Annotated in this window: 23 protein-coding genes and 1 tRNA gene; 6 read left to right on the top strand and 18 right to left on the bottom strand. The window is 67.0% G+C overall.

Features of this window, described 5'->3' with window-relative positions; translation table 11 throughout:
- Positions 1-85 precede the first annotated feature (85 nt).
- A complete protein-coding gene (locus tag sphsw_RS16755) occupies positions 86-343 on the bottom strand; it encodes a SemiSWEET family transporter (protein WP_031441625.1) in 258 nt (85 codons plus the stop codon).
- 275 nt (positions 344-618) lie between these two features.
- On the opposite strand from sphsw_RS16755, the gene rpsA reads away from it, so the two are divergent.
- From rpsA to sphsw_RS16730, 5 genes are all read left to right on the top strand, one after another.
- A complete protein-coding gene (gene rpsA / locus sphsw_RS16750; protein ID WP_031393081.1) occupies positions 619-2,337 on the top strand; it encodes a 30S ribosomal protein S1 in 1,719 nt (572 codons plus the stop codon).
- A 128-nt stretch (positions 2,338-2,465) separates the two neighbouring features.
- Positions 2,466-2,747 (top strand): integration host factor subunit beta, encoded by a 282-nt coding sequence (locus sphsw_RS16745; protein WP_031393082.1) that lies wholly within the window; start codon positions 2,466-2,468, stop codon positions 2,745-2,747.
- 64 nt (positions 2,748-2,811) lie between these two features.
- Positions 2,812-2,895 (top strand) — tRNA-Leu (locus sphsw_RS16740).
- 149 nt (positions 2,896-3,044) lie between these two features.
- On the top strand, positions 3,045-4,349 hold the full coding sequence (locus sphsw_RS16735) for an ABC transporter substrate-binding protein (protein ID WP_235188439.1): 1,305 nt from the start codon (positions 3,045-3,047) through the stop codon (positions 4,347-4,349).
- A gap of 5 nt (positions 4,350-4,354) precedes the next feature.
- Positions 4,355-4,780 (top strand): DUF4112 domain-containing protein, encoded by a 426-nt coding sequence (locus tag sphsw_RS16730; protein ID WP_031395950.1) that lies wholly within the window; start codon positions 4,355-4,357, stop codon positions 4,778-4,780.
- Positions 4,781-4,787: 7 nt separating this feature from the next.
- On the opposite strand, the gene sphsw_RS16725 is transcribed toward sphsw_RS16730, so the two are convergent.
- The 11 genes from sphsw_RS16725 to sphsw_RS16675 all read right to left on the bottom strand — a co-directional run bounded on the left by sphsw_RS16725 (position 4,788) and on the right by sphsw_RS16675 (position 12,854).
- A complete protein-coding gene (locus sphsw_RS16725; protein WP_031441623.1) occupies positions 4,788-5,507 on the bottom strand; it encodes a ribonuclease T2 family protein in 720 nt (239 codons plus the stop codon).
- A gap of 5 nt (positions 5,508-5,512) precedes the next feature.
- Positions 5,513-5,935, bottom strand: coding sequence for a hypothetical protein (locus sphsw_RS16720; RefSeq protein ID WP_152555538.1), 423 nt, complete (start codon positions 5,933-5,935; stop codon positions 5,513-5,515).
- 80 nt (positions 5,936-6,015) lie between these two features.
- Positions 6,016-6,861, bottom strand: coding sequence for a carboxylating nicotinate-nucleotide diphosphorylase (nadC, locus tag sphsw_RS16715; protein ID WP_031441621.1), 846 nt, complete (start codon positions 6,859-6,861; stop codon positions 6,016-6,018).
- Positions 6,858-7,862, bottom strand: coding sequence for a quinolinate synthase NadA (nadA, locus tag sphsw_RS16710; protein ID WP_031441620.1), 1,005 nt, complete (start codon positions 7,860-7,862; stop codon positions 6,858-6,860). Before nadA ends, nadC begins: the two co-directional genes overlap by 4 nt.
- A 14-nt stretch (positions 7,863-7,876) precedes the next feature.
- Positions 7,877-8,617: a DUF4230 domain-containing protein gene (locus sphsw_RS16705; RefSeq protein WP_042467614.1), complete on the bottom strand. Its 741-nt coding sequence runs from the start codon at positions 8,615-8,617 to the stop codon at positions 7,877-7,879.
- The gene (locus sphsw_RS16700; RefSeq protein WP_031441618.1) at positions 8,602-9,453 is read right to left on the bottom strand and encodes an MBL fold metallo-hydrolase; all 852 of its coding nucleotides are present in this window, start codon (positions 9,451-9,453) and stop codon (positions 8,602-8,604) included. Before sphsw_RS16700 ends, sphsw_RS16705 begins: the two co-directional genes overlap by 16 nt.
- Before the next feature lie 148 nt (positions 9,454-9,601).
- Complete coding sequence (locus sphsw_RS20775; protein WP_052380992.1) at positions 9,602-11,242, bottom strand: M56 family metallopeptidase; 1,641 nt, start codon at positions 11,240-11,242, stop codon at positions 9,602-9,604.
- The gene (locus tag sphsw_RS16690) at positions 11,239-11,607 is read right to left on the bottom strand and encodes a BlaI/MecI/CopY family transcriptional regulator (protein WP_031441616.1); all 369 of its coding nucleotides are present in this window, start codon (positions 11,605-11,607) and stop codon (positions 11,239-11,241) included. The genes sphsw_RS20775 and sphsw_RS16690 overlap by 4 nt, the downstream gene beginning before the upstream one ends.
- A 351-nt stretch (positions 11,608-11,958) precedes the next feature.
- Positions 11,959-12,285 (bottom strand): Grx4 family monothiol glutaredoxin, encoded by a 327-nt coding sequence (grxD, locus tag sphsw_RS16685; RefSeq protein ID WP_031395260.1) that lies wholly within the window; start codon positions 12,283-12,285, stop codon positions 11,959-11,961.
- A 10-nt stretch (positions 12,286-12,295) separates the two neighbouring features.
- The gene (locus tag sphsw_RS16680) at positions 12,296-12,526 is read right to left on the bottom strand and encodes a BolA family protein (protein WP_031395261.1); all 231 of its coding nucleotides are present in this window, start codon (positions 12,524-12,526) and stop codon (positions 12,296-12,298) included.
- Positions 12,527-12,530: 4 nt separating this feature from the next.
- Positions 12,531-12,854 carry a DUF1476 domain-containing protein gene (locus sphsw_RS16675; protein WP_031395262.1) on the bottom strand — a complete coding sequence of 108 codons (324 nt, stop codon included), beginning with the start codon at positions 12,852-12,854 and terminating at the stop codon, positions 12,531-12,533.
- A 150-nt stretch (positions 12,855-13,004) separates the two neighbouring features.
- Between sphsw_RS16675 and sphsw_RS16670 the strand changes: the two genes are divergently transcribed.
- On the top strand, positions 13,005-13,202 hold the full coding sequence (locus sphsw_RS16670; RefSeq protein WP_031395263.1) for a hypothetical protein: 198 nt from the start codon (positions 13,005-13,007) through the stop codon (positions 13,200-13,202).
- Between the two features lie 24 nt (positions 13,203-13,226).
- On the opposite strand, the gene sphsw_RS16665 is transcribed toward sphsw_RS16670, so the two are convergent.
- From sphsw_RS16665 to sphsw_RS16645, 6 genes are all read right to left on the bottom strand, one after another.
- A complete protein-coding gene (locus sphsw_RS16665; RefSeq protein ID WP_031441615.1) occupies positions 13,227-14,225 on the bottom strand; it encodes an NADPH:quinone oxidoreductase family protein in 999 nt (332 codons plus the stop codon).
- On the bottom strand, positions 14,188-14,817 hold the full coding sequence (gene leuD, locus sphsw_RS16660) for a 3-isopropylmalate dehydratase small subunit (RefSeq protein WP_031441614.1): 630 nt from the start codon (positions 14,815-14,817) through the stop codon (positions 14,188-14,190). Before leuD ends, sphsw_RS16665 begins: the two co-directional genes overlap by 38 nt.
- The gene (locus tag sphsw_RS20770; RefSeq protein WP_261362615.1) at positions 14,814-14,939 is read right to left on the bottom strand and encodes a hypothetical protein; all 126 of its coding nucleotides are present in this window, start codon (positions 14,937-14,939) and stop codon (positions 14,814-14,816) included. The genes leuD and sphsw_RS20770 overlap by 4 nt, the downstream gene beginning before the upstream one ends.
- Positions 14,936-16,375, bottom strand: coding sequence for a 3-isopropylmalate dehydratase large subunit (gene leuC / locus sphsw_RS16655; RefSeq protein ID WP_031441613.1), 1,440 nt, complete (start codon positions 16,373-16,375; stop codon positions 14,936-14,938). Before leuC ends, sphsw_RS20770 begins: the two co-directional genes overlap by 4 nt.
- 125 nt (positions 16,376-16,500) lie before the next feature.
- A complete protein-coding gene (locus sphsw_RS16650) occupies positions 16,501-17,433 on the bottom strand; it encodes an NAD(P)/FAD-dependent oxidoreductase (protein WP_031441612.1) in 933 nt (310 codons plus the stop codon).
- 98 nt (positions 17,434-17,531) lie between these two features.
- A complete protein-coding gene (locus tag sphsw_RS16645) occupies positions 17,532-19,844 on the bottom strand; it encodes a glycoside hydrolase family 127 protein (protein WP_031441611.1) in 2,313 nt (770 codons plus the stop codon).
- Between the last annotated feature and the right edge of the window lie 165 nt (positions 19,845-20,009).

The raw sequence follows: 20,009 nt of genomic DNA, 5'->3' as shown, positions 1-20,009 counted from the left end.
AAAACAACGCTGTTTCCCCGCGAAGGCGGGGACCCAGACTAGGCTCCCGCCTTTGCGGGAGAACAAGGAGGCGCTCAGACGCCCGTTACAAAGCCGTCGCCAGCGTAATCGCCCCCAGCACCACCCCCGGGAAGTTCGCCACCGCGATCGGCCAGTCGCGCTTCGGCTTCAGCACGCCATACGCCACCCACAGCCCGCAATTGACCATCGTTGCGAACGGCTGGACCACCGATCCCTTCTGACCGGCCAGGTTCAGCATGATCTGGTCGATATACGACAGGTACATCACGATCGCCGTCGCCGTGGCGATCCAGCCCAGCACGAGAATGCCGCGTTCGCTCAAATCTTCGCTCCTGTTGTGAGCCGCCCCTAACGCTGCAGCGGCGAACTTGCTCCGAGACGGGGTTTCCGCTACACAGGAGCGTCCGGCGAGCGATGCTCGTGGAGGAAGGCGCGGAGACCTTTGAGTCTCACGCGCCGTTTTCGCATTCAGCGTCTACATCCTCTGCGCCTCGTGCCGTCCGGATGCCGTGCCGGCGTTCGGTCGTCGCGGCAACGAAGGCCAAGACCAGCGGATCCAACCGCTTGGCCGGAAACAGACTAGGATTACTGAATTCTATGGCAACCCAGGTAATGCCGTCGCGCGACGATTTCGCCGCGATGCTGAACGAGACGCTCGGCGACGCCGACAGCTTCGAGGGCCGCGTGGTGCATGGCACCGTGACCGGCATCGAGAACGACATGGCCGTCATCGACGTCGGTCTGAAGTCGGAAGGCCGCGTGCCGCTTCGCGAATTCGCAGCGCCGGGCCAGAAGGCTGACCTGAAGGTCGGCGACGAAGTCGAAGTCTATGTCGACCGCGTCGAGAACGTCCATGGCGAAGCGATGCTCAGCCGCGATCGTGCGCGCCGCGAAGCCGCATGGGACAAGCTGGAAACCGAATTCTCGAAGACGACCCGCGTCGAGGGCGTGATCTTCGGCCGCGTGAAGGGTGGCTTCACCGTCGACCTGAACGGCGCCGTCGCGTTCCTGCCGGGCTCGCAGGTCGACATCCGCCCCGTGCGCGACGTCACCCCGCTGATGGACATCCCCCAGCCCTTCCAGATCCTGAAGATGGACCGCAAGCGCGGCAACATCGTCGTGTCGCGTCGCGCGGTTCTCGAAGAGACGCGTGCAGAGCAGCGTTCGGGCCTGATCCTCAGCCTCGCCGAGGGCCAGATCATCGACGGCGTCGTCAAGAACATCACCGATTATGGTGCGTTCGTTGACCTCGGCGGCATCGACGGCCTGCTGCACGTCACCGATCTCAGCTACAAGCGCGTCGGTCACCCGAGCGAAGTCCTGAACATCGGCGACACCGTCAAGGTGCAGATCATCCGCATCAACAAGGACACCCAGCGCATCAGCCTCGGCATGAAGCAGCTGGAGAGCGATCCCTGGGATGGCGCGATGGTCAAGTATCCGGTCGGCGCGAAGCTCACCGGCCGCGTCACGAACATCACCGAATATGGTGCGTTCGTCGAGCTGGAAGCGGGCATCGAAGGCCTGGTCCACGTGTCGGAAATGTCCTGGACGAAGAAGAACGTCCATCCGGGCAAGATCGTCAGCACTTCGCAGGAAGTCGACGTCATGGTCCTCGAAGTCGATTCCGAGAAGCGTCGCATCTCGCTCGGCCTCAAGCAGGCTCAGGCCAATCCTTGGGAGGCCTTCGCTGCCGCGCATCCGATCGGCTCGACCGTTGAGGGCGAAGTCAAGAACGCGACCGAATTCGGTCTGTTCATCGGCCTCGACAACGACGTCGACGGCATGGTCCACATGTCCGACATCGCCTGGGGCGTTTCGGGCGAGGACGCGCTCAACCTGCATCGCAAGGGTGAGACCGTCGAGGCCGTCGTGCTCGACATCGACGCCGAGAAGGAGCGTATCTCGCTCGGCATGAAGCAGCTCGAGCGCGGCGGGCCTTCGGCCGGCGGCATCGCAGCAGCAGGCGACAAGCTGAACAAGAACGCGATCGTCACGGTCACCGTTCTCGAAGTCCGCGACGCGGGCCTCGAAGTTCAGCAGGGCGACGATGGCGCGACCGGCTTCATCAAGCGCACGGATCTGGGTCGCGATCGCGACGAGCAGCGTCCGGAGCGTTTCCAGGTCGGCCAGAAGTTCGACGCGATGGTGACGGGCTTCGATCGTTCGAAGAAGCCGACCTTCTCGATCAAGGCGATGCAGATCTCCGAAGAGAAGCAGGCCGTCGCTCAGTATGGTTCGTCGGACTCCGGCGCGACCCTCGGCAACATCCTGGGCGAGGCTCTCAAGGCCCGCACGGAAGCCGAAAAGAAGTAAGCGAATTGGGACCGGGATGCTCGATGCATTTCGGTCCCTTTTGCTTTTGGCTTGAAACTCATTTGGTGCTATCGCCCCAATTACTGACCTAAATCAGTATTATCACATATGGGCGGGGGCTCGTTACCATGATCAGATCTGAGCTTGTTCAAAAACTGACGGATGCGCATCCGGACCTGGAGCCGCGCGAGGTCGAATTGATCGTCTCGTGTTTCTTCGACGAGATCTCGAAGCGGCTGGCCGCCGACGGCCGGGTCGAACTGCGCGGCTTCGGCGCATTTTCCACGCGCGCGCGCGATGCGAGGACCGGACGCAATCCCCGGACCGGCGAAGTCGTCGCCGTCGACGCCAAACGCGTCCCCTATTTCAAGCCCGGCAAGGAAATGCGCTCGCGTCTTAACGTCGATTGAGCGGCACCTGCGGGTCCAACATGGGTTGACCCTGCGCTCGACCTCGTCTTTCTGACTCCCGTGTGCGGACGTGGCGAAACCGGTAGACGCAGGAGACTTAAAATCTCCCTCCCCTGGAGTGCGGGTTCGAGTCCCGCCGTCCGCACCATCACGCTTGCCTGTGCCGCCGCGCTGCTCTTCGCACCGGCGGCCTGCAACCGGCGCCGCGACTCGGGGGCTGTCGTCGTCAGCGCGATCGGTGGGGTGCCTGCTGCCGCGGATGCCCGCCGGGGCCCGATCGACCTCCCCTCGCGCCTGTTGATCGATTCGACGGCGCAGGGGCTGGTCCGGTTCGATGCCGCCGGCCAGATCGAGCCTGGCCTCGCCGAACGCTGGATCGTCATCGATGATGGCATGAGCTATATCTTCCGCCTGCGCGAAGCCACGTGGAGCGACGGTAGCCGCATCACCGCGGATCAGATCGTCGCGATGCTCAAACGCCAGATCGTGCCGGCATCGCGCAATCCGCTCGCCCCCTTTCTCAGCGCGGTCGACGAGATCGTCGTGATGACGCCGCAGGTGATCGAGGTCCGGTTGTCGCGACCGCGTCCCGACCTGCTCAAGCTGTTCGCACAGCCCGAACTCGCGTTGCTACGTCTGCGGCCGACCGGCGGCAGCGGCCCGTTCCGCATCGCCCAGCCCGGCGCCGCGCCGCTGCTGCGCCCGGTCTATGACCTCAACCGCGCCGACCCCGAAGACCAGCTCGAGATGCAGCCGGAACGTGACGTCCGCCTGATCGGCGAGCGTGCGGCACGGGCGATCGCGCGGTTTGCGCATCGCGACTCGGATCTGGTGAGCGGCGGCAGCTTCGCCGACTGGCCGCTTCTCGCGACGGCCGATATCGCCCCCGCCGCGATCCGGGTCGACCCTGCGGTCGGGTTGTTCGGGCTCGCGATCGTCTCGCGGACGGGCTTCCTTGCCGAGGCAGCGAACCGCGCGGCAATCTCGCAGGCGATCGATCGCAGCGCGCTGACCGCCGCGATCGCCCCCAATTGGGAGGCGGCCGACCGCATCCTCGCCGAACCGCTCGACTCCGCCGGGCTCCCGCAGGTGCCGTCATGGACGCTGCTGAACCAGGACGAGCGCCGCGCAGGTGCCCGGTTACGGGTCGCGACGTGGCGCGAGCAGGCGCAGAGCGGGCCGATCGCGATGCGGATCGCGCTGCCCGCCGGATCCGGCGCGACGATCCTCTACGCGCATGTCGCAGCCGCCCTGCTCCGGATCGGCATCCTGCCCGAGCGCGTCGCGATCGACGCCCCCGCCGATCTGCGGCTGATCGATCTGGTGGCGCCCTATGACAGCGCGCGCTGGTATCTGGCGAACGCGTGCATCGTCTGCAGCGCCCCCGCGCAGGCGGCGCTCGACGCCGCGCGTGCCGCGCCGACGCTCGCCGAACGCAGCCAGCGGATTGCGGCGGCCGATGCCGCGCTGAACGAGGACGTGCCCTTCATTCCGCTCGCACGGCCGCTCCGCTGGTCGCTGGTCGCGACGCGGCTGCAGCAGTGGCAGCCGAACAGCCGCGCGTGGCACCCGTTGAACAGGCTTCGTCCCGACACCAAGTGAGTCGCATGACCAACAATGCCACTCGCATCGATCCCGCCACGCTGGCCAGCAGCTTCGCGATCGGTCAGGACCCGGCCTCGGTCCGCGCCCGGGTCGAGGCGCTGGAGCGCATTCTGGAACGCGCGTTCATGGTCCCCGGGATCAACCGCCCGATCGGGCTCGACGCGATCGTCGGGCTCATCCCCGTCGTCGGCGACCTGATCGGTGCACTGATGGGGAGCTGGCTCGTCTGGGAGGCGCGCAACCTCGGCATGTCGAAGTTCCAGCTTGCCCGGATGATGGGCAATGTCGGGTTCGACGCAGCGCTCGGGCTGGTGCCGTTCGTCGGCGACGCCGCGGATTTCATGTTCCGATCGAACACGCGCAACCTGCGGATCATCAAGCGTCACCTCGACAAGCACCACCCCTCGACCGTCACGCTGGCCGGCTGAGTGCGGGTCAGGTCTCGCCGCGCCAGATCCTGATCGGCGTGCCCTGCGTGACCCCGCCTGCGTGCGCGGGGCAGCGCTTGTAACGGAAGGCCGTGTCGAGACAGATCCATAGCTCGTCGAGCCAGCCCTGCTTGGTCGTCGTAACCCGCATCATTGCCGCGTTAAGACCGGGATTGACCTTCGCCATCGCCGTGGCGAACTGCCCGGCGGTCAGCGGGCTTCGCGACAGAGTGTCCATGTCGGGATAGCGCAGCTTGGCGTAGAGGCTGCTCGACTGGCGGAAATAGCGTGCGGGCTGATAGCCCGGCATGCAGGTCCCGTGCTTGGCCCATTCATGCTGGATCAGCTGCGCCGACGGCGTCGTGCAGAGCTGACGCTTGATCACCGCCTGCGGGACGATGGCGGTCGCGCGGCAATATTGCGGCCAGGTCTTGCCCGCGCCGTCGGGCCACAGGCCGTGGAGCGTGAAGCCGAACCGGTTGCCCGCCCCGCACTGGAACCGGGCGCTCGGCTGGTCGCCTTTCTCGCGGCAATATTGCGGGGCCCAGGTGATGGCGAGCGTATAGCTCGCGATCGGCAGGATCCGCGCAGGTTCGCGCGTGGACGGCAGGTCGGGGCGGACGCGGTCGATGCCGCCGATGGGCGCCGAACAGCTATAGGCCTGCGCCGCGGCAATGCCCGGCACCGACAGCCCAGCGACGATGATCATGCCCGCGAGCCGGTTCATCCGCGTCATGCCTCGATCTCCTCCTCGGCATCGTCATCGATGCCGCGGTCCGCGACCTCGTCGAACCAGGCGCGCGCTCGGGGCCGGAACAGCAGGACGATCGGCAGGATCGTCAGCACGAGCTGCGCGATCGTCAGCATCCCGATCAGCCCTGTCGCAAGCACCCCCGTCGCGACCTGCAGCATCACCCCAGCGGCGCCGAGTACCGTCAGCGCGACGAGCAGCCACAGGGCAACCCGGCTACCCCTGCGCGTCGTAAGGATCAGCAGCAGCAGCGACAGTCCGACGCCGAACGCCGTCACCCCTGCCGCCAGTGCAAAGCCGCCCTGCGCAACCGCGGCATCCCAGGTCAGCACGCTGACCGCGATCAGCAGACCGATCGAGGCGAGATACAGCCATTCGGCCAATATAACGGATTTGGGACGCATCTTCACCCTGTTCATTTCGCGATCATGTCGTGGCGGCACGATACCGCGTCTCTACCCACGCGCCAGTCCCCGCGCGCCAATCAAAGCGTCGCGAAATCGAGCCCGATATCGGCGGCGGGCGCGGACTGGGTCAGCCGTCCGACCGAGACATAGGTGACCCCGCTCTCGGCGATCGCGCGGATCGTGTCGAGCGACACGCCGCCCGATGCTTCGGTCGGCACGCGGCCATCGACCAGCGCGACCGCACCGCGGAGAATCTCGGGTGGCATGTTGTCGAGCAGCAGATGCGTTGCCCCCGCCGCCAGCGCGGGCTCGATCTGGTCGACACGGTCGACCTCGACGATGATCTGCGCGATGCCCGCATCCCTCGCCCGACGCACCGCCTCGCCGACGTCGCCGGCGACCGCGACGTGATTGTCCTTGATCATCGCCGCATCCCACAGCCCCATGCGGTGGTTCTGCGCACCGCCCATGCGGGTCGCGTATTTTTCGAGCACGCGCAGCCCGGGGATGGTCTTGCGCGTGTCGAGCAGGATGGCGCCGGTGCCCTGCATCCGATCGACATAGGCCTGCGTCATCGTCGCCACACCCGACAGGTGCTGGACGGTGTTCAGCGCGGACCGCTCGGCGGTCAGCATCGCGCGCGCGCGGCCCTCGATCCGCATCAGCTCGGTACCCGCAGCGACCGCCTGCCCGTCCTCCACGAGATGCTCGATCCGGACCTCGGGATCGAGCGCGCGGAAGAACGCATCGGCGAGGGCGAGGCCTGCGACGGTGATCGCGTCGCGGCTGTCCATCACCCCGGCAAAGCGCGCCTCGGCGGGGATCACCGCCGCAGAGGTGATGTCGCCGATCGTGCCCAGATCCTCGGCCAGCGTCGCAGCGACGAACCTATCGATGTCGAAGCCCGCCAGCGCTGCGCTCACGAACGCGTCCCGCTGGTCTGCGCCGGGCCGAGATCGCCCATCCCGACCGTGCCCGAGGCCATCGCCAGCATCGTATCGAGGCTCTTCTTCGCCTGGAGCCGCAGCCCCTCCTCGATCTCGATCCGCGGCGACAGATCGCGCAGCGCAACGTACAGCTTCTCCATCGTGTTGAGCGCCATGTACGGGCAGATATTGCAGTTACAGTTACCGTCGGCGCCGGGCGCACCGATGAAGCGCTTGTTCGGCAACGCCTTTTCCATCTGGTGGATGATATGCGGCTCGGTCGCGACGATCAGCGTGTCGCCGGGCATCGCGATCGCATAGTCGAGGATGCCGCGCGTCGACCCGATATAATCGGCATGGTCGAGGATGATCGGCGGGCATTCGGGATGTGCGACGATCGGCGCGCCCGGATTGGCGGCCTTGAGCTTGAGCAGCTCGCTTTCGCTGAACGCCTCGTGGACGATGCACACGCCCGGCCACAACAGCATCTCGCGCCCGGTCTTGCGGACCAGATAGCCGCCGAGATTGCGGTCTGGGCCGAAGATGATCTTCTGGTCCGCGGGCAGCTGCGACAGGATCTTCTCGGCCGACGAGGACGTCACGATGATGTCGGACAGCGCCTTCACCTCGGTCGAGCAGTTGATGTACGTCAGCGCGATGTGATCGGGATGCTTGGCGCGGAACGCCGCGAACTGTTCGGGGGGACAGCTGTCCTCGAGGCTGCAGCCGGCATCCATGTCGGGCAGCACGACGATCTTGTCGGGCGACAGGATCTTGGCGGTCTCCGCCATGAACCGCACGCCGCAGAACGCGATGACATCCGCCTCTGTCGCCGCCGCCTTGCGCGACAGGTCGAGGCTGTCGCCGACGAAATCGGCAATGTCCTGCAATTCGGGCTTCTGGTAATAATGCGCGAGGATGATCGCGTTCTTCTCCTTGCGGAGCCGCTCGATCTCGCCGCGAATGTCGATGCCCGCAAAATTCTGGTGGAGTTCCATTGTCGTATCCCGGTTTAGTTGCGGTTCCCTAGCACGTCCTGCAGCGAACGCGACGTGTCCCATCGCTCGGTCGACGCCTGCGCCTCGTCGGCGAAGCGCACGCTGACGGTCGCATCCACTCCCGCCGCGCGCAGCGGCATCGCGAAGCTACGCTCGACCGCACGCCGCGTCGCGTCGCGCGCCAGCCGGATCATCGCGGGCTCGCGCGCCTGGCGGACCAGCTCGATCTGGCCCGCGCGCCGGTTGGCGGTGTCGAGCCGCTTCTCCGCATCGGTCAGCGTCGCCAGCACACCGCCCGAACCATATTCGCGCAGCGCATTGAGGTCGATTTGCGGCCCCTCCACCTCGACCGGCGGCAATCGCACCGCGAGCGTCCGCGTCGCGGCATCCCAGGCGACATCGCGCTGCGACAGCTTGCCGAGGTCGACCTCATAGCGGACCATTCCCGGCATGATCAGCGTCTTCTCGGTGGTGAAACCCAGTTGCGACTGGCGCGACGTCACCACCGCGACGAACCGCGCGGCAAAGGTCGACAGCCGGTTCTGTTCGCGCAGCCCCTCCAAGCTCGCACTCGCGATCGTCGTCGGGTCGGGCGTCAGCCGGCTCTGCACGTACCGCTGCACGCCCCACAGCGCGATCAGCGCGGCCAGCGCGAGCAGCACCAGCACCCCCGCCGCCTTGGCCAGGAACGACCCGACCCCGCCACGCCGCGCAGACTCCGTGCCGCGGCTGTCCTCGTTCACGCCATCCGCCATGCACCATCCCCTTCCGTCTCGCCGACCAGCCCGCGACCGCGCAGATCATACAGATGCGCCAGCACCGATCCCTCGGCGCCCGGCACCAGCCGCGGATCGAGCCCGACATACATGCGCTCGACCAGCGCCGCGACACCCCGCGGCGCCTCGCGCAGCAGACGGAGGATCTGCCCCTCGCGCTGCTTGCGGTGGCCGAGCATCCCGCGCACCAGCCGCTGCGGCCGCTCGATCGCCTCGCCATGCCCTGGATAATAGACACGGTCGTCGCGTCCCAGCAGCCGCTCGAGGCTCGCCATATAGTCGGTCATGTCGCCATCGGGCGGCACGACGACGCTGGTCGACCAGCCCATGACGTGATCGCCCGAGAACAGCGCCCCGCTCTCGCGCAGGGCGAAGGCGAGATGGTTCGACGTGTGGCCCGGCGTTGCGATCGCCTCGAGCGTCCAGCCCGCCGCGCCGACCGTCTCGCCGTCCGCCAGGACGCGATCGGGTGCATAGAGCGCGTCGAACGAACTATTGGCCGCGACACCGGGCGCGAACGCGGCGGCGCCGACGATCGGCGCGCCGGTCGCGGCCTGCAACGGGCGCGTTGCCGGACTATGGTCGCGGTGATGATGCGTGACAACGATCGCGGCAAGAGGGCGGCCATCGATCACGCGCAGCAAGGCATCGAGATGCGCGGGATCGTCGGGCCCGGGATCGATCACCGCCAGCGCGGTCGTCCCGACGATATGCGTCTGCGTGCCGGTGAAGGTATAGGGCGACGCGTTCGGCGCGAGCACGCGGACGACGAGCGGCTCGAGCTGGATCGGGATGCCGGTCGGATGCTCAGCCATGCCCCCGAAATGGCGGCTGGCGGCGCGCATGGCAAGACCCGAACCCAAGACCCCGCCGCCCGACCCTGTGATACCACCCCGATCCCGTCATCCGGACGAAAGTCAGAGTCCAGGGCCGCAGGCACCGCCCCCTACCCCAGAATGCCGGTCAATCCCGCTTGGCGATGTCCGCCTGGACCTCGGCCAGACCCTCGTCGATGCCGGCAAGCGCCTCGCGGCGTTGCGCAGCGGTCATGTCGGTGTTCTTCTCGATCGAGGCCCGCGCGATCTTCCGACTGGCGAGTGCGGAGGCGTAGGCGCTCGCCTCGATCTCGCGGCTATTGATCGCCGCGGTGGCGGCGTCGGCGGCGGCCTGTTCGATGCGATTGGTGCAGATGACCATCTTGCGCACGCCGCCTTCGGTCCGGTCGATCACATAGTGCTTGCCCGGCCCGTCCTTGCCATCGACGCAGGCGCGTTCGGTCACCTCGGGTACCATCCCCGACGCGACGATCGTGCTGCCCGGCTTCGCACGGATGACCCGCGTGCTGACGGTCTTGCCGTCGCGCGTGACGATCGTCGTGACCTGACGCGCGTCGGCGGGGCGTGCGGTAAGCGGCGCAGCGGGCGCGACAGGCGCCACGGGTGCGACCGGGGTCAAGACTGGCATAGATGGCAGAGGTGGCAGAGGTGGCAGAGGTGGCAGGGGCGCCGCCGGGACGACCGGCGCCACGCGGTCCTCGACACCGGCACGGATCGCCGTGGCGGCCTTGGTGCCCGAAGCGGTCAGCGCGAGCCCCGTCGCGACCAGCAGGCCGACCGAGGCCGCCCCCGTCGCGATCCGGCCGCGTGAAATCCGAGAAGTCGTCAACATGCGCAATCTCCCTTTCAGATCGGTGATGGTGTGGAGGTGACACGCGGCCGACACCGCGCCGCCATGCGCCGCCTTGACGATCGCGCAGGCATAGATGTGGCGGTCGACCGCGGACCGGCCGGCGAGCACGCGTGCGTCGTTGGCAAGCTCCTGGTCCGCGCGGAACCGGCGAAACGCATGCCAGGCGACCGGGTTGAACCAGTGGAGCGCGAGCACGATCAACGCCACCCAGTTGGCGAACAGGTCGCCGCGCTGGTGATGGCCAATCTCGTGTGCCAGCGCCAATTCGCACTCGTCCGCGTCATAGCGATCCGCGAAATCACGCGGAAACGCGACGTAGCGGCGGACGAGACCGAAGGCGAGCGGACCCGGCGCCGCCGCGGTGGCGATCACGCGCACCCCGTCGCGGTCGTCGAGCCGGTCCGCGCTGTCGAGCATCCGCCGGCAGAACCGTCGATGCTGAAGCAGATGCCAGACGAGCAGCCCAAGCGCCCCGACCGCCCATGCGGCCCCCAGCGCGCTGCCGAGCCCGCCCCCGAACACTCCCGCAACAACAGCGCCGAACGACGGTTCCACCACATCCGGTGTCGCCGCAGCCATCATTGCCCCCGTCGTCGCGGCCGTTGCAGCGGGCGCGATCATGTAGACGCTGATCGTCTCACCAGCGCGGGTAATGGGCGTCGCCGCCGCGTGCCACGTCTCGGGCATCGACGGCAGCACGAGCCGCAACACGGGCAGCGCCCAGAGCGCATAGGCGACCTGCGCCCCGAAGGCGCGGCGCACCGGCGCGCGGACCAGCAGCACGACGAGCATCAGCAGCGTCGATGCGATCAGCGCGTCGCTCGCCCAGCCCGCGAGCGCGGCCGTATCGATCGACTGGAGGGCGGCGGCGGGGCCGTCTCCGATCCCCCCGGACAGGATTGGCCCCGCGCTCATGCCTTGAGATCCTTCAGCAACGCCTCGATCTCGGCAATGTCCTGCGCGGTCAGTTCGTCGCGTTCGGCGAGATGCGCGACCAGCGGCGTCAGCCTGCCGCCGAACAGCCGGTCCATCAGCCGCCGCGATTCGCCCGCGACATAATCACCGCGCGCGACGGTCGGACGATAGAGATAGCGCCGGCCATCCTCCTCATGCGTGATCGCCGATTTCGCGATCAGCCGCCCGAGCAACGTCTTGACCGTGTTGGCACTCCAGCCGCGCGCCGGGTCGACGCGTTCGGCGACATCCTGCGCGCTGAGCGGGGATTCGTCCCACAGCACCTCCATGACGCTGTGTTCGGCATCACTGATCCGTTCGGCCACGACTCACTCCTTACTGACTACGCTTGTAATCAGCTCGTTTACGGTCGTAGTCAATGTCAGTTTCTTACGGTTTCGCGATCGACGCCGATGACCGTCTGTGTCGGGTTTCTTTACGATCAGCGGTCGGCGCTGCGGCCGATTAACCACCGAGACCGGCGAAAGTCCGCAACTCGGGCTAACTGGCACATCGCCTGCACCGTCTCATGCGTTACCGCGCGTTCAGCGCTTATGCAGGGTGGACGGGTCGCTGTCATTCAGGTCTCGCACCGGTCCACCCTCACCCGGTACCCTGCAAGCCCCGACCGCGCGGCGGCCAGATACCCCCGCGCGATCCAGAGCCTCGTCTAATACTCAGCCTGCCGCCTTCTGCGCGTCCAGGACCTGCTTCAGTTCGCCGCTTTCGTACATCTCCATCATGATGTCCGATCCGCCGAGGAATTCGCCATCGACATAGAGCTGCGGGATCGTCGGCCAGTCCGAATAGGCCTTGATGCCCTGGCGGATGCCCTGGTCCTGCAGCACGTCGACGCTCTCGAACTCGACCTCGAGATGGTTGAGGATCGCGATCGCGCGGCTCGAAAACCCGCATTGCGGGAACAGCGGGCTGCCCTTCATGAAGAGTACCACGGGGTTGGCCTTCACCAGCGCATCAATGCGCGCGTGCGTGTCGTCAGTCATGTCGTCGTCCTTATGCAATCACGGTGGTCAGTTGCAGCGCATGAAGGACGCCGCCCATGCGGCCCCCCAGCGCGTCGTAAACGCTCTTGTGCTGCTTCACCCGGCTCAGCCCGGCAAAACTCGCGCTGGTCACGCGCGCAGCATAGTGATCGCCGTCCCCGGCCAGGTCGGTGATCTCGACCTCGGCATCAGGAATGGCGTCGCGAATCATCGTGCGGATATCGTCGGCGGTCATCGGCATTGGATTACTGGGCCTCCATCAATTGGCGACGCGCCTCGATCATCTGCGTCGCCAGCGCACGGCGCACCGTCGCCTCGTCATGGTCAAGACCCGCGGCAGTCATGTCGCCGACCAGCTTGCGGACGACATCGTCGTCGCCCCCGCCTTCGAGATCGGCATGCACCAGCGCGGTGGCATAGGCGTCGCCCTCCTCGCGGGTCAGCCGCATCTCGGCCGCGGCCCATTGCCCCAGCAACCGATTGCGCCGCGCCGTGACACGGAATGCGAGTTCATCGTCGCGGGCAAATTTTGCCTCGAAAGATCGCTCGCGATCGTCAAAAGTCGTCATGGCGCACGTGTTCCCTCCGGCGTGTCGAGCTTAGCAGATAGGTAGCGGTCCACGGCTCCGCAATAATTTGGTGCGGCTCTGGAACAATGCCGGCACATCCATCATCTATAAGACAGTCACGTGACACAGGGCACGGGCATGGAGAGTAGAATGACTGGCCACCATCCAAGGAGCATTTCGCCGCCGTCCGACACCGCCGTATCGCGTCACCCCGCAGCGCCGCCGATCGGTGCCAGTGGTCATGGTCGCGGTCGATTCCCTTCGATCGCGCATGGCATGGCACTCGGTGCGGCCGCATCCGCGATCCTGTGGATGGCGATCGTTATGACGATCTCGCGCCTGCTCTGAACCGGCACGGCGCGAGAGACATCATCAGCCGAGTTCGACGACCAGCTTCCCGATCGCGGCGCGTGCGGCCATCTTCGCGATCGCCTTGCCACCGTCCTCCAGCGCGAACCGCTCGGTCACCCGCGGCGCGATCTTGCCGTCGCGCCACAGCTCGAAGAGCGTTTCGATATGCGCCTGGTTGGCCTTCGGGTCACGGGCAGCGAACGCACCCCAGAATACGCCGCACACGTCGCAGCTCTTGAGCAAAGTCAGGTTGAGCGGCAGCCGCGGGATACCGGCGGGGAAGCCGACGACCAGATACCGCCCCTCCCAGGCGATCGAGCGCAGCGCGGGCTCGGCATAGTCGCCACCGACCGGATCATAGATCACATCGGCACCCGCCTTGCCGACGGCTGCCTTGAACTGCTCGGCCAGCGCCTTGGACTGGTCCTTGTCGAACGGCGCGCGTGCATAGACGATCGTCTCGTCGGCACCCGCCGCACGCGCGGCGGCCGCCTTCTCCTCGGACGAGACAGCAGCGACGACCCGCGCACCGAACGCCTTGCCAAGCTCGATCGCCGCCAGCCCGACGCCGCCCGCCGCGCCCAGCACGAGCAACGTCTGCCCCGCTTTCAAATGCCCACGGTCGAGCAAGGCATGGATCGTCGTGCCATAGGTGAGGATCAGCGAAGCGCCCTCCGCAAAGTCGCGCCCCTCGGGCAGGCGGTAGAGCTTGGCCGGGTCGGCAACGACCTTTTCGGACAGTCCGCCATGACCGAGCATCGCGATCGCCCGGTCGCCGACCGCCCAGCCCTCGACCCCGTCACCGACCTCGGCGACGATACCCGCGATTTCGCCGCCGGGTGCAAAGGGGCGTTCGGGCTTGAACTGATATTTGTCCTCGATGATCAGCACGTCGGGAAAGTTGATCGCGCAGGCCTTGACGGCGATCACGACCTGGCCCGGCGCGGCGACCGGATCAGGCAGTTCCGACAATATCAGAGTTTCAGGTCCGCCCGACGCCTTCGACAGCAATGCCCGCATAACCGCTTTCCCTCTCCAGAAAGGGGCGATGTTCGGCCACCGCCTCCTCGAATTTTGAAATCGCGGTATCTCTTGCCAGTGTCAGCCCGACCTCGTCCAGCCCCTCGATCAGGCATTGCCGGCGAAACGCGTCGAGATCGAAGACGAAGCGGTCCTGGAACGGCGTGGTGACGGTCATCGATTCGAGGTCGATCGTCACGCTGTCGGTCCGTGCAACCTCGATCAGCCGGTCGATCGCATCCTGCGGCAGGACGACGGCGATGATGCCGTTCTTGAACGCGTTGCCCGAGAAGATGTCCGAGAAGCTCGGCGCGATCACCGCGGCGATGCCCATGTCGGCGAGCGCCCAGGCGGCATGCTCGCGGCTCGACCCACAGCCGAAATTGTCGCCCGCGATCAGGATCGGCGCGCCGGAATAGCGGGGATCGTCAAACACATTGTCCGGCTGCGCACGGACCGTCTCGAACGCGCCGCGCCCGAGCCCCGTCCGCGTGATCGTCTTCAGCCAATGCGCGGGGATGATCACGTCGGTATCGACGTTCTTCGCCCCCCAGGGATAGGCGCGCCCCGAAACCGTCGAGACGGGCTTCATCGCGGGCCGGTTTCGGCCGGGGCGACACGTCCGGTGCCCGGCAGCGTCCGCGCCGCCGCCATATAGGCTGCAACGCCACTCATCACCGCGCCGGCCATCAACAGCATCATCACACGCTTCATAACTCATGTCCCATCAGGTCGCGCACGTCGCTCAGCCGGCCCGTGACCGCGGCCGCGGCCGCCATCGCGGGCGAGACGAGATGCGTGCGCGCACCCGGCCCCTGCCGTCCGACGAAATTGCGGTTGCTCGTCGAGGCGCAACGCTCGCCCGGCGGCACCTTGTCGGGATTCATCGCCAGACACATCGAGCAGCCAGGCTCGCGCCATTCGAAGCCCGCGCCGGTGAAGATCCGGTCTAGCCCCTCGGCCTCGGCCTGACGCTTCACGAGGCCCGATCCGGGGACCACCAGCGCGCGGACACCATCGGCGACCCGCCGACCGTTCGCGATCGCCGCAGCCGCGCGCAGATCCTCGATCCGGCTGTTCGTGCAGCTGCCGATGAAGACATGCTGGATCGCGACGTCCTGCATCGCGGTACCCGGCGTCAGCCCCATATACTCGAGCGACTTGCGCGCCGCCGCCTGCTTGGCGGGGTCGGCAAAGCTCATCGGGTCAGGGACATGGCCGGTGATCGGCACGACGTCCTCGGGACTGGTGCCCCAGGTCAGGCCCGGCGCGATATCGCTCGCCTGCAACACGACCGTCTTGTCATAGGACGCCGCCGCATCACTCGGCAGCGTCCGCCACCAGGCCAGCGCGCGCTCCCACGCCTCGCCACTCGGCGCCATCGGCCGGCCCTTGATATAGGCGAAGGTCGTCTCGTCCGGCGCGACGAGGCCGGCCCGCGCCCCCGCCTCGATCGACATGTTCGCGACCGTCAGCCGCCCCTCGATCGACATCGCGCGTATCACGTCGCCGGTATATTCGATCACGTGACCGGTCCCGCCCGCAGCACCGAGCCGCCCGACGATCGCCAGAATCACGTCCTTTGGGCTGACGCCGAAGCCCAGCGTGCCGTCGACGCGGACCTCCATCGTCTTCGACTGGCTCAGCAACAAAGTCTGCGTGGCGAGAACATGCTCGACCTCGCTGGTGCCGATCCCGAAGGCGAGCGCGCCGAGTGCACCATGCGCCGAGGTGTGGCTGTCGCCGCAGACCAGCGTCGATCCGGGCAGCGTGAAGCCGAGTTCGGGCCCGACGACATGCACGATCCCCTGCTGCACCGCGGTCGCGTCGATATAGTCGATCCCGAACTCGGTCGTGTTGCGACGCAGCGCGTCGAGCTGCTGCGCGCTTTCGGGATCGGCGATCGGCAGCGGCACACCCGCGGCGTCGACGCGTGCGGTCGTCGGCAGATTATGGTCGGGCACCGCCAGCGTCAGATCGGGCCGCCGCACCCGCCGTCCGGCGACGCGCAGGCCTTCGAACGCCTGTGGGCTGGTCACCTCGTGAACGAGGTGGCGATCGATATAGATCAAGCAGGTGCCATCGTCGCGCCGTTCGACGACGTGCGATGCCCAGATCTTTTCGTAGAGGGTCTGCGGACGGGTGGCCATGCGGCCCCGTTAACCGATAATGCCTGCCGCGCAAAGGTTCGCGGCAATTTTCATGCGCCGGACCATGACCGGATCGCGTCGATGCGTGGTCCGCGTGACGAACCGCGCGGCGCTGGGATCCGTCGTTACGCGTCTGCCAGCATCTGCTCGGCAAGGCGTCGGCCGGATAGCCAGCCGCTCTCGATCCGCGGCGCCAGCAGCCAGTCGCCCGCCGCCCCGATCCCCTCGCCCGCATTCCAAAGGCAGCCGGACTCGCCCGCCACGGCGCGGGCATAGCGCCAACGATGACCGACACGGACGATCGGCACGGGCAGCGCGTCGGCACACTGCGCCGCGAGCGCCGCCTGCAGCTGATCGACCACCGTCTCCGCCGCGTCTTCCAGATGATCGCGGGACCAGTCTGGCGTCGCCTGGACGATCCAGGCCTCCGGACCATCGCGTCCCGGTTTCGCGCTGTTGCGCGCGGCCCAGCCGATGATGCCGCGATCCTTCAGCACGTCGTCGGAAATAGCGAGCGGCGTCTCGAATGCGAACATCGCTGTCCAGCACGGTGCCGACCGGCTGTCCGCTGCGACGCGCGCCATCGCCGCGTCATGCGGTGCGAGGAGAGCCGCCGCCTGTTCAGCAGGGATCGCGACGACGACGCTGTCGAACAGCGCCGCGTCGCCCGGATCGAGCTGCCACCCCGTCGCCGTCTTGCGGAGCGCGGTAACGTGGGTGTTCCAGCGGACGTCCGTCTGCGCCGCAAGATGCCCGACGATCGCGTTCATCCCCGGCGTCCCGACCCAGGCATCGGGCCCCGCCGCGGGCCAGCGCGCGACGACGCCCGCCGCCGCCCAGCCCTGCATCGCCGCCACGAAATCCGGGTCGCGCATCGTCAGATATTGCGCGCCATGGTCGAACGCGATCGTGCGGCCGGGCGTCTCGATCCGCCGCGTCGCCATCCGACCACCCGCACCGCGTCCCTTGTCGAACAGTGTCACCACGCAGCCGTCCTGCTGGAGTCGCAGCGCACAGCTGAGGCCGGTGATTCCTGCACCAATGATCGCAACCTTCATGACGTCTCCGATCGACGATCCGCGGGGTGGCCCGATACCGCCCCCGGACCTAACCGACCAGCCGGAAATCCCCCGGGGCCTATCGACCGTAGTACCGGTCAGATCGTCTCGGATCGCATCGTCCGCACCGTATAGACCTCGACCCCCTGCCATGTGTCGGACTCGAAGCGGACGCGGATTCTCGATTTGCCGCGCGTGGTTTCGGGCGGCAGCGTATAGGTCCGGACGTTGCGGGCGGCGGTGACGTCACCCGTGAGCCGCTCGCGCGCCAACGGCGTACCATCGACCGAGATCCGGAAATCCTTGTTGCGCTGCCCGCCGCCATATTCGACCTGCAGCGTCAGCGGCCCCGGCGCAACGGTCAGGTCGAATTCGAAATACCCGATGTTCACGTTGCGGCTGCGGTCGGCGACATGCGACACCGCCGCCGAGTTGCCGCTGTCGGCGAACGCGTGATCGACCTCGGGCTGCTGCTCGCCCAGCCGGATCACATCGACCGTCCGCGCGGCCAGCGCCGCCCGCTCCTGCGACGCACGCGCCCAGGCGAGCTGCGCGGTCGGCCACTCGGCGGTACCGAACCGGCGAAAATAGACGGCGGTGCGGTTGTCATGCTGCGCAAAAAACGGTCGCAGCGTCAGGTCGCCCGGCTTGCCCTGCCCGCCCAGTCTATACCGGTGCAATCCGGTCGCCTTCACCAGCTCCGGTTCCGTCCGGTCGGTGACGAGCGCGGGGTCCGGCCCGTCGGACCGACGGTCCCCCGCGCCCATATCGGCCGCAAGGACCAGCGGGCCGCTGAGGAACGCGACCAGCCTTGGATCGTCCGGCATCGCTTCGACGCGCACCGGCATGGGCAGCGACAAGGCAATCCGGTCGCCCGCCTTGAGCCCGGTCAGCAGCAGATACGCGCCGTCGCGCACGCCGGCCGTTCTGCCGTTCACCTGCAACAGCGGGGCGGTGCACCAGCCGGGCACGCGGAGCGCCAGCGTCCGTGGCGCCGTCCTGACCGCGATCCGCACCGTGTCGCCGAGCGGGAATTGCGTATCGATGTCGAGCTTCGCCTTGGGGGCATCCAGCGTGGAGGCATAATAGAGGTTGATCGCAACCGCATCGCCGCGCTTCCAGTAGATGCTCTCGCCATGCTTCGAATGGCTTTCCATGCCCGACCCGACGCAGCACCAGAAATCCTCGGTCGGGCTCGAATGCACGCGCCCCATGCCCGGCGCCAGCGCGGTGAAATAAGTGAACATCCCCGTATCGGGGTGCTGCTGGCTCATGATGTGGTTGAGATGCGCGCGTTCGTAAAAGTCGAAATAGCGCGCATCACCGGTCCAGCCATAGAGATGCCGGGTCAGGCGCAGCATGTTGTAGCTGTTGCACGCCTCGCACGTCTGCTGGTCGAGCCGCTGGGCAAGCTTGCGCGGCTCGCCGAAATGCTCATGGTCCGAATTGCCGCCGATGACATAGCTGTGGTCGCGCGTCACGATCGTCCAGAATGACCGCGCGACCCTGGCATGATCGGTATCGCCGGTCAGCTCATGCAGCCGCGCCTCCCCCACGATCTTCGGGATCTGGGTGTTGGCATGATGCCCCGCGAGGTCGTCGCGCGCGTCCCTGAGCGGGTCGACGATCGCGTGATGCCGCAGCCGTTCGGCCAGCGTCAGCCAGCGGCGATTGCCGGTTCGCGTGTACAGCTCGGCATAGGATTCGGTCAGCCCGCCATGTTCGGTCCGCAGGATGTCCTGCACCTGGACGTCGCTCAGTCCCTCCAGGATCGTGCCGAGATAGGTTCCGAGCCCGATCGCCACGGCCAGACCCTCTGCAAGTCCGGCATGCCGGTGCGCGTCGAGCACGCCCGCCATCACCTTGTGATAGGTGTACAGCGGCACCCACCCTTCGTTCAGGCTGAACCCGGTCGACCGGATCTCCCGCTTGCGCAGCTCCTCGTACACCACCTTGCCATCGACGGTCTTGCCGCCGCGCTCGACGGTTGTCCCGCCGGCATAGCCATCCCCCTGCTTCCGCTGGATCGCCTTGAGTTCGGCGACGATATAGGCCGCGCGGTCACGGAACGGCTGGTCCCCCGTCTGCGCGTAGACCAGCGACAGCGCGCTAAGATAATGGCCGAGCGAATGCCCGGCGATCCCGCGCGACTCCCATCCGCCATAGACTTCGCCCTTGGTCGGCAACCCTGCCCCGGCATGGAAATTGTGCAGCAGACGGTTCGCATCGAGTGACAGCAGATAGCGCTGGTTCGCCTGCACCGACGTCAGGAAGATCGACGGCCGCAACCGCACCTGCGACAGCGGAAAGGGGGTCGCTGCCGAGGGTGCGCCCGCCGCCGCCAAGGCGAATGGCGGCACCGCCCCCAGTGCGATCCCCGCGCCTAGCGCGCCGCGACGCGTCCAACCCATGTCACTCTCCCAGCCACGTCTTTAGACACAGGCTATCGGCTTCACTTGTCGGAGTAAATCCCGGGACTGACATGAGCTGACGGTGTGATTGTGATCATCAGTGCGCCGTGATCCAGACCCGGCCGAACCTACGCAAACGTCTCAGTCGCGCGGCGCACGAGCGAT

Origin of the sequence: Sphingomonas sp. FUKUSWIS1 (assembly GCF_000733135.1) — a bacterium.
GTDB classification, from domain to species: domain Bacteria; phylum Pseudomonadota; class Alphaproteobacteria; order Sphingomonadales; family Sphingomonadaceae; genus Sphingomonas; species Sphingomonas aerolata.
Note: the sequence above shows the minus strand (reverse complement) of the source record. Positions and strands in the feature narration are given on the sequence as shown.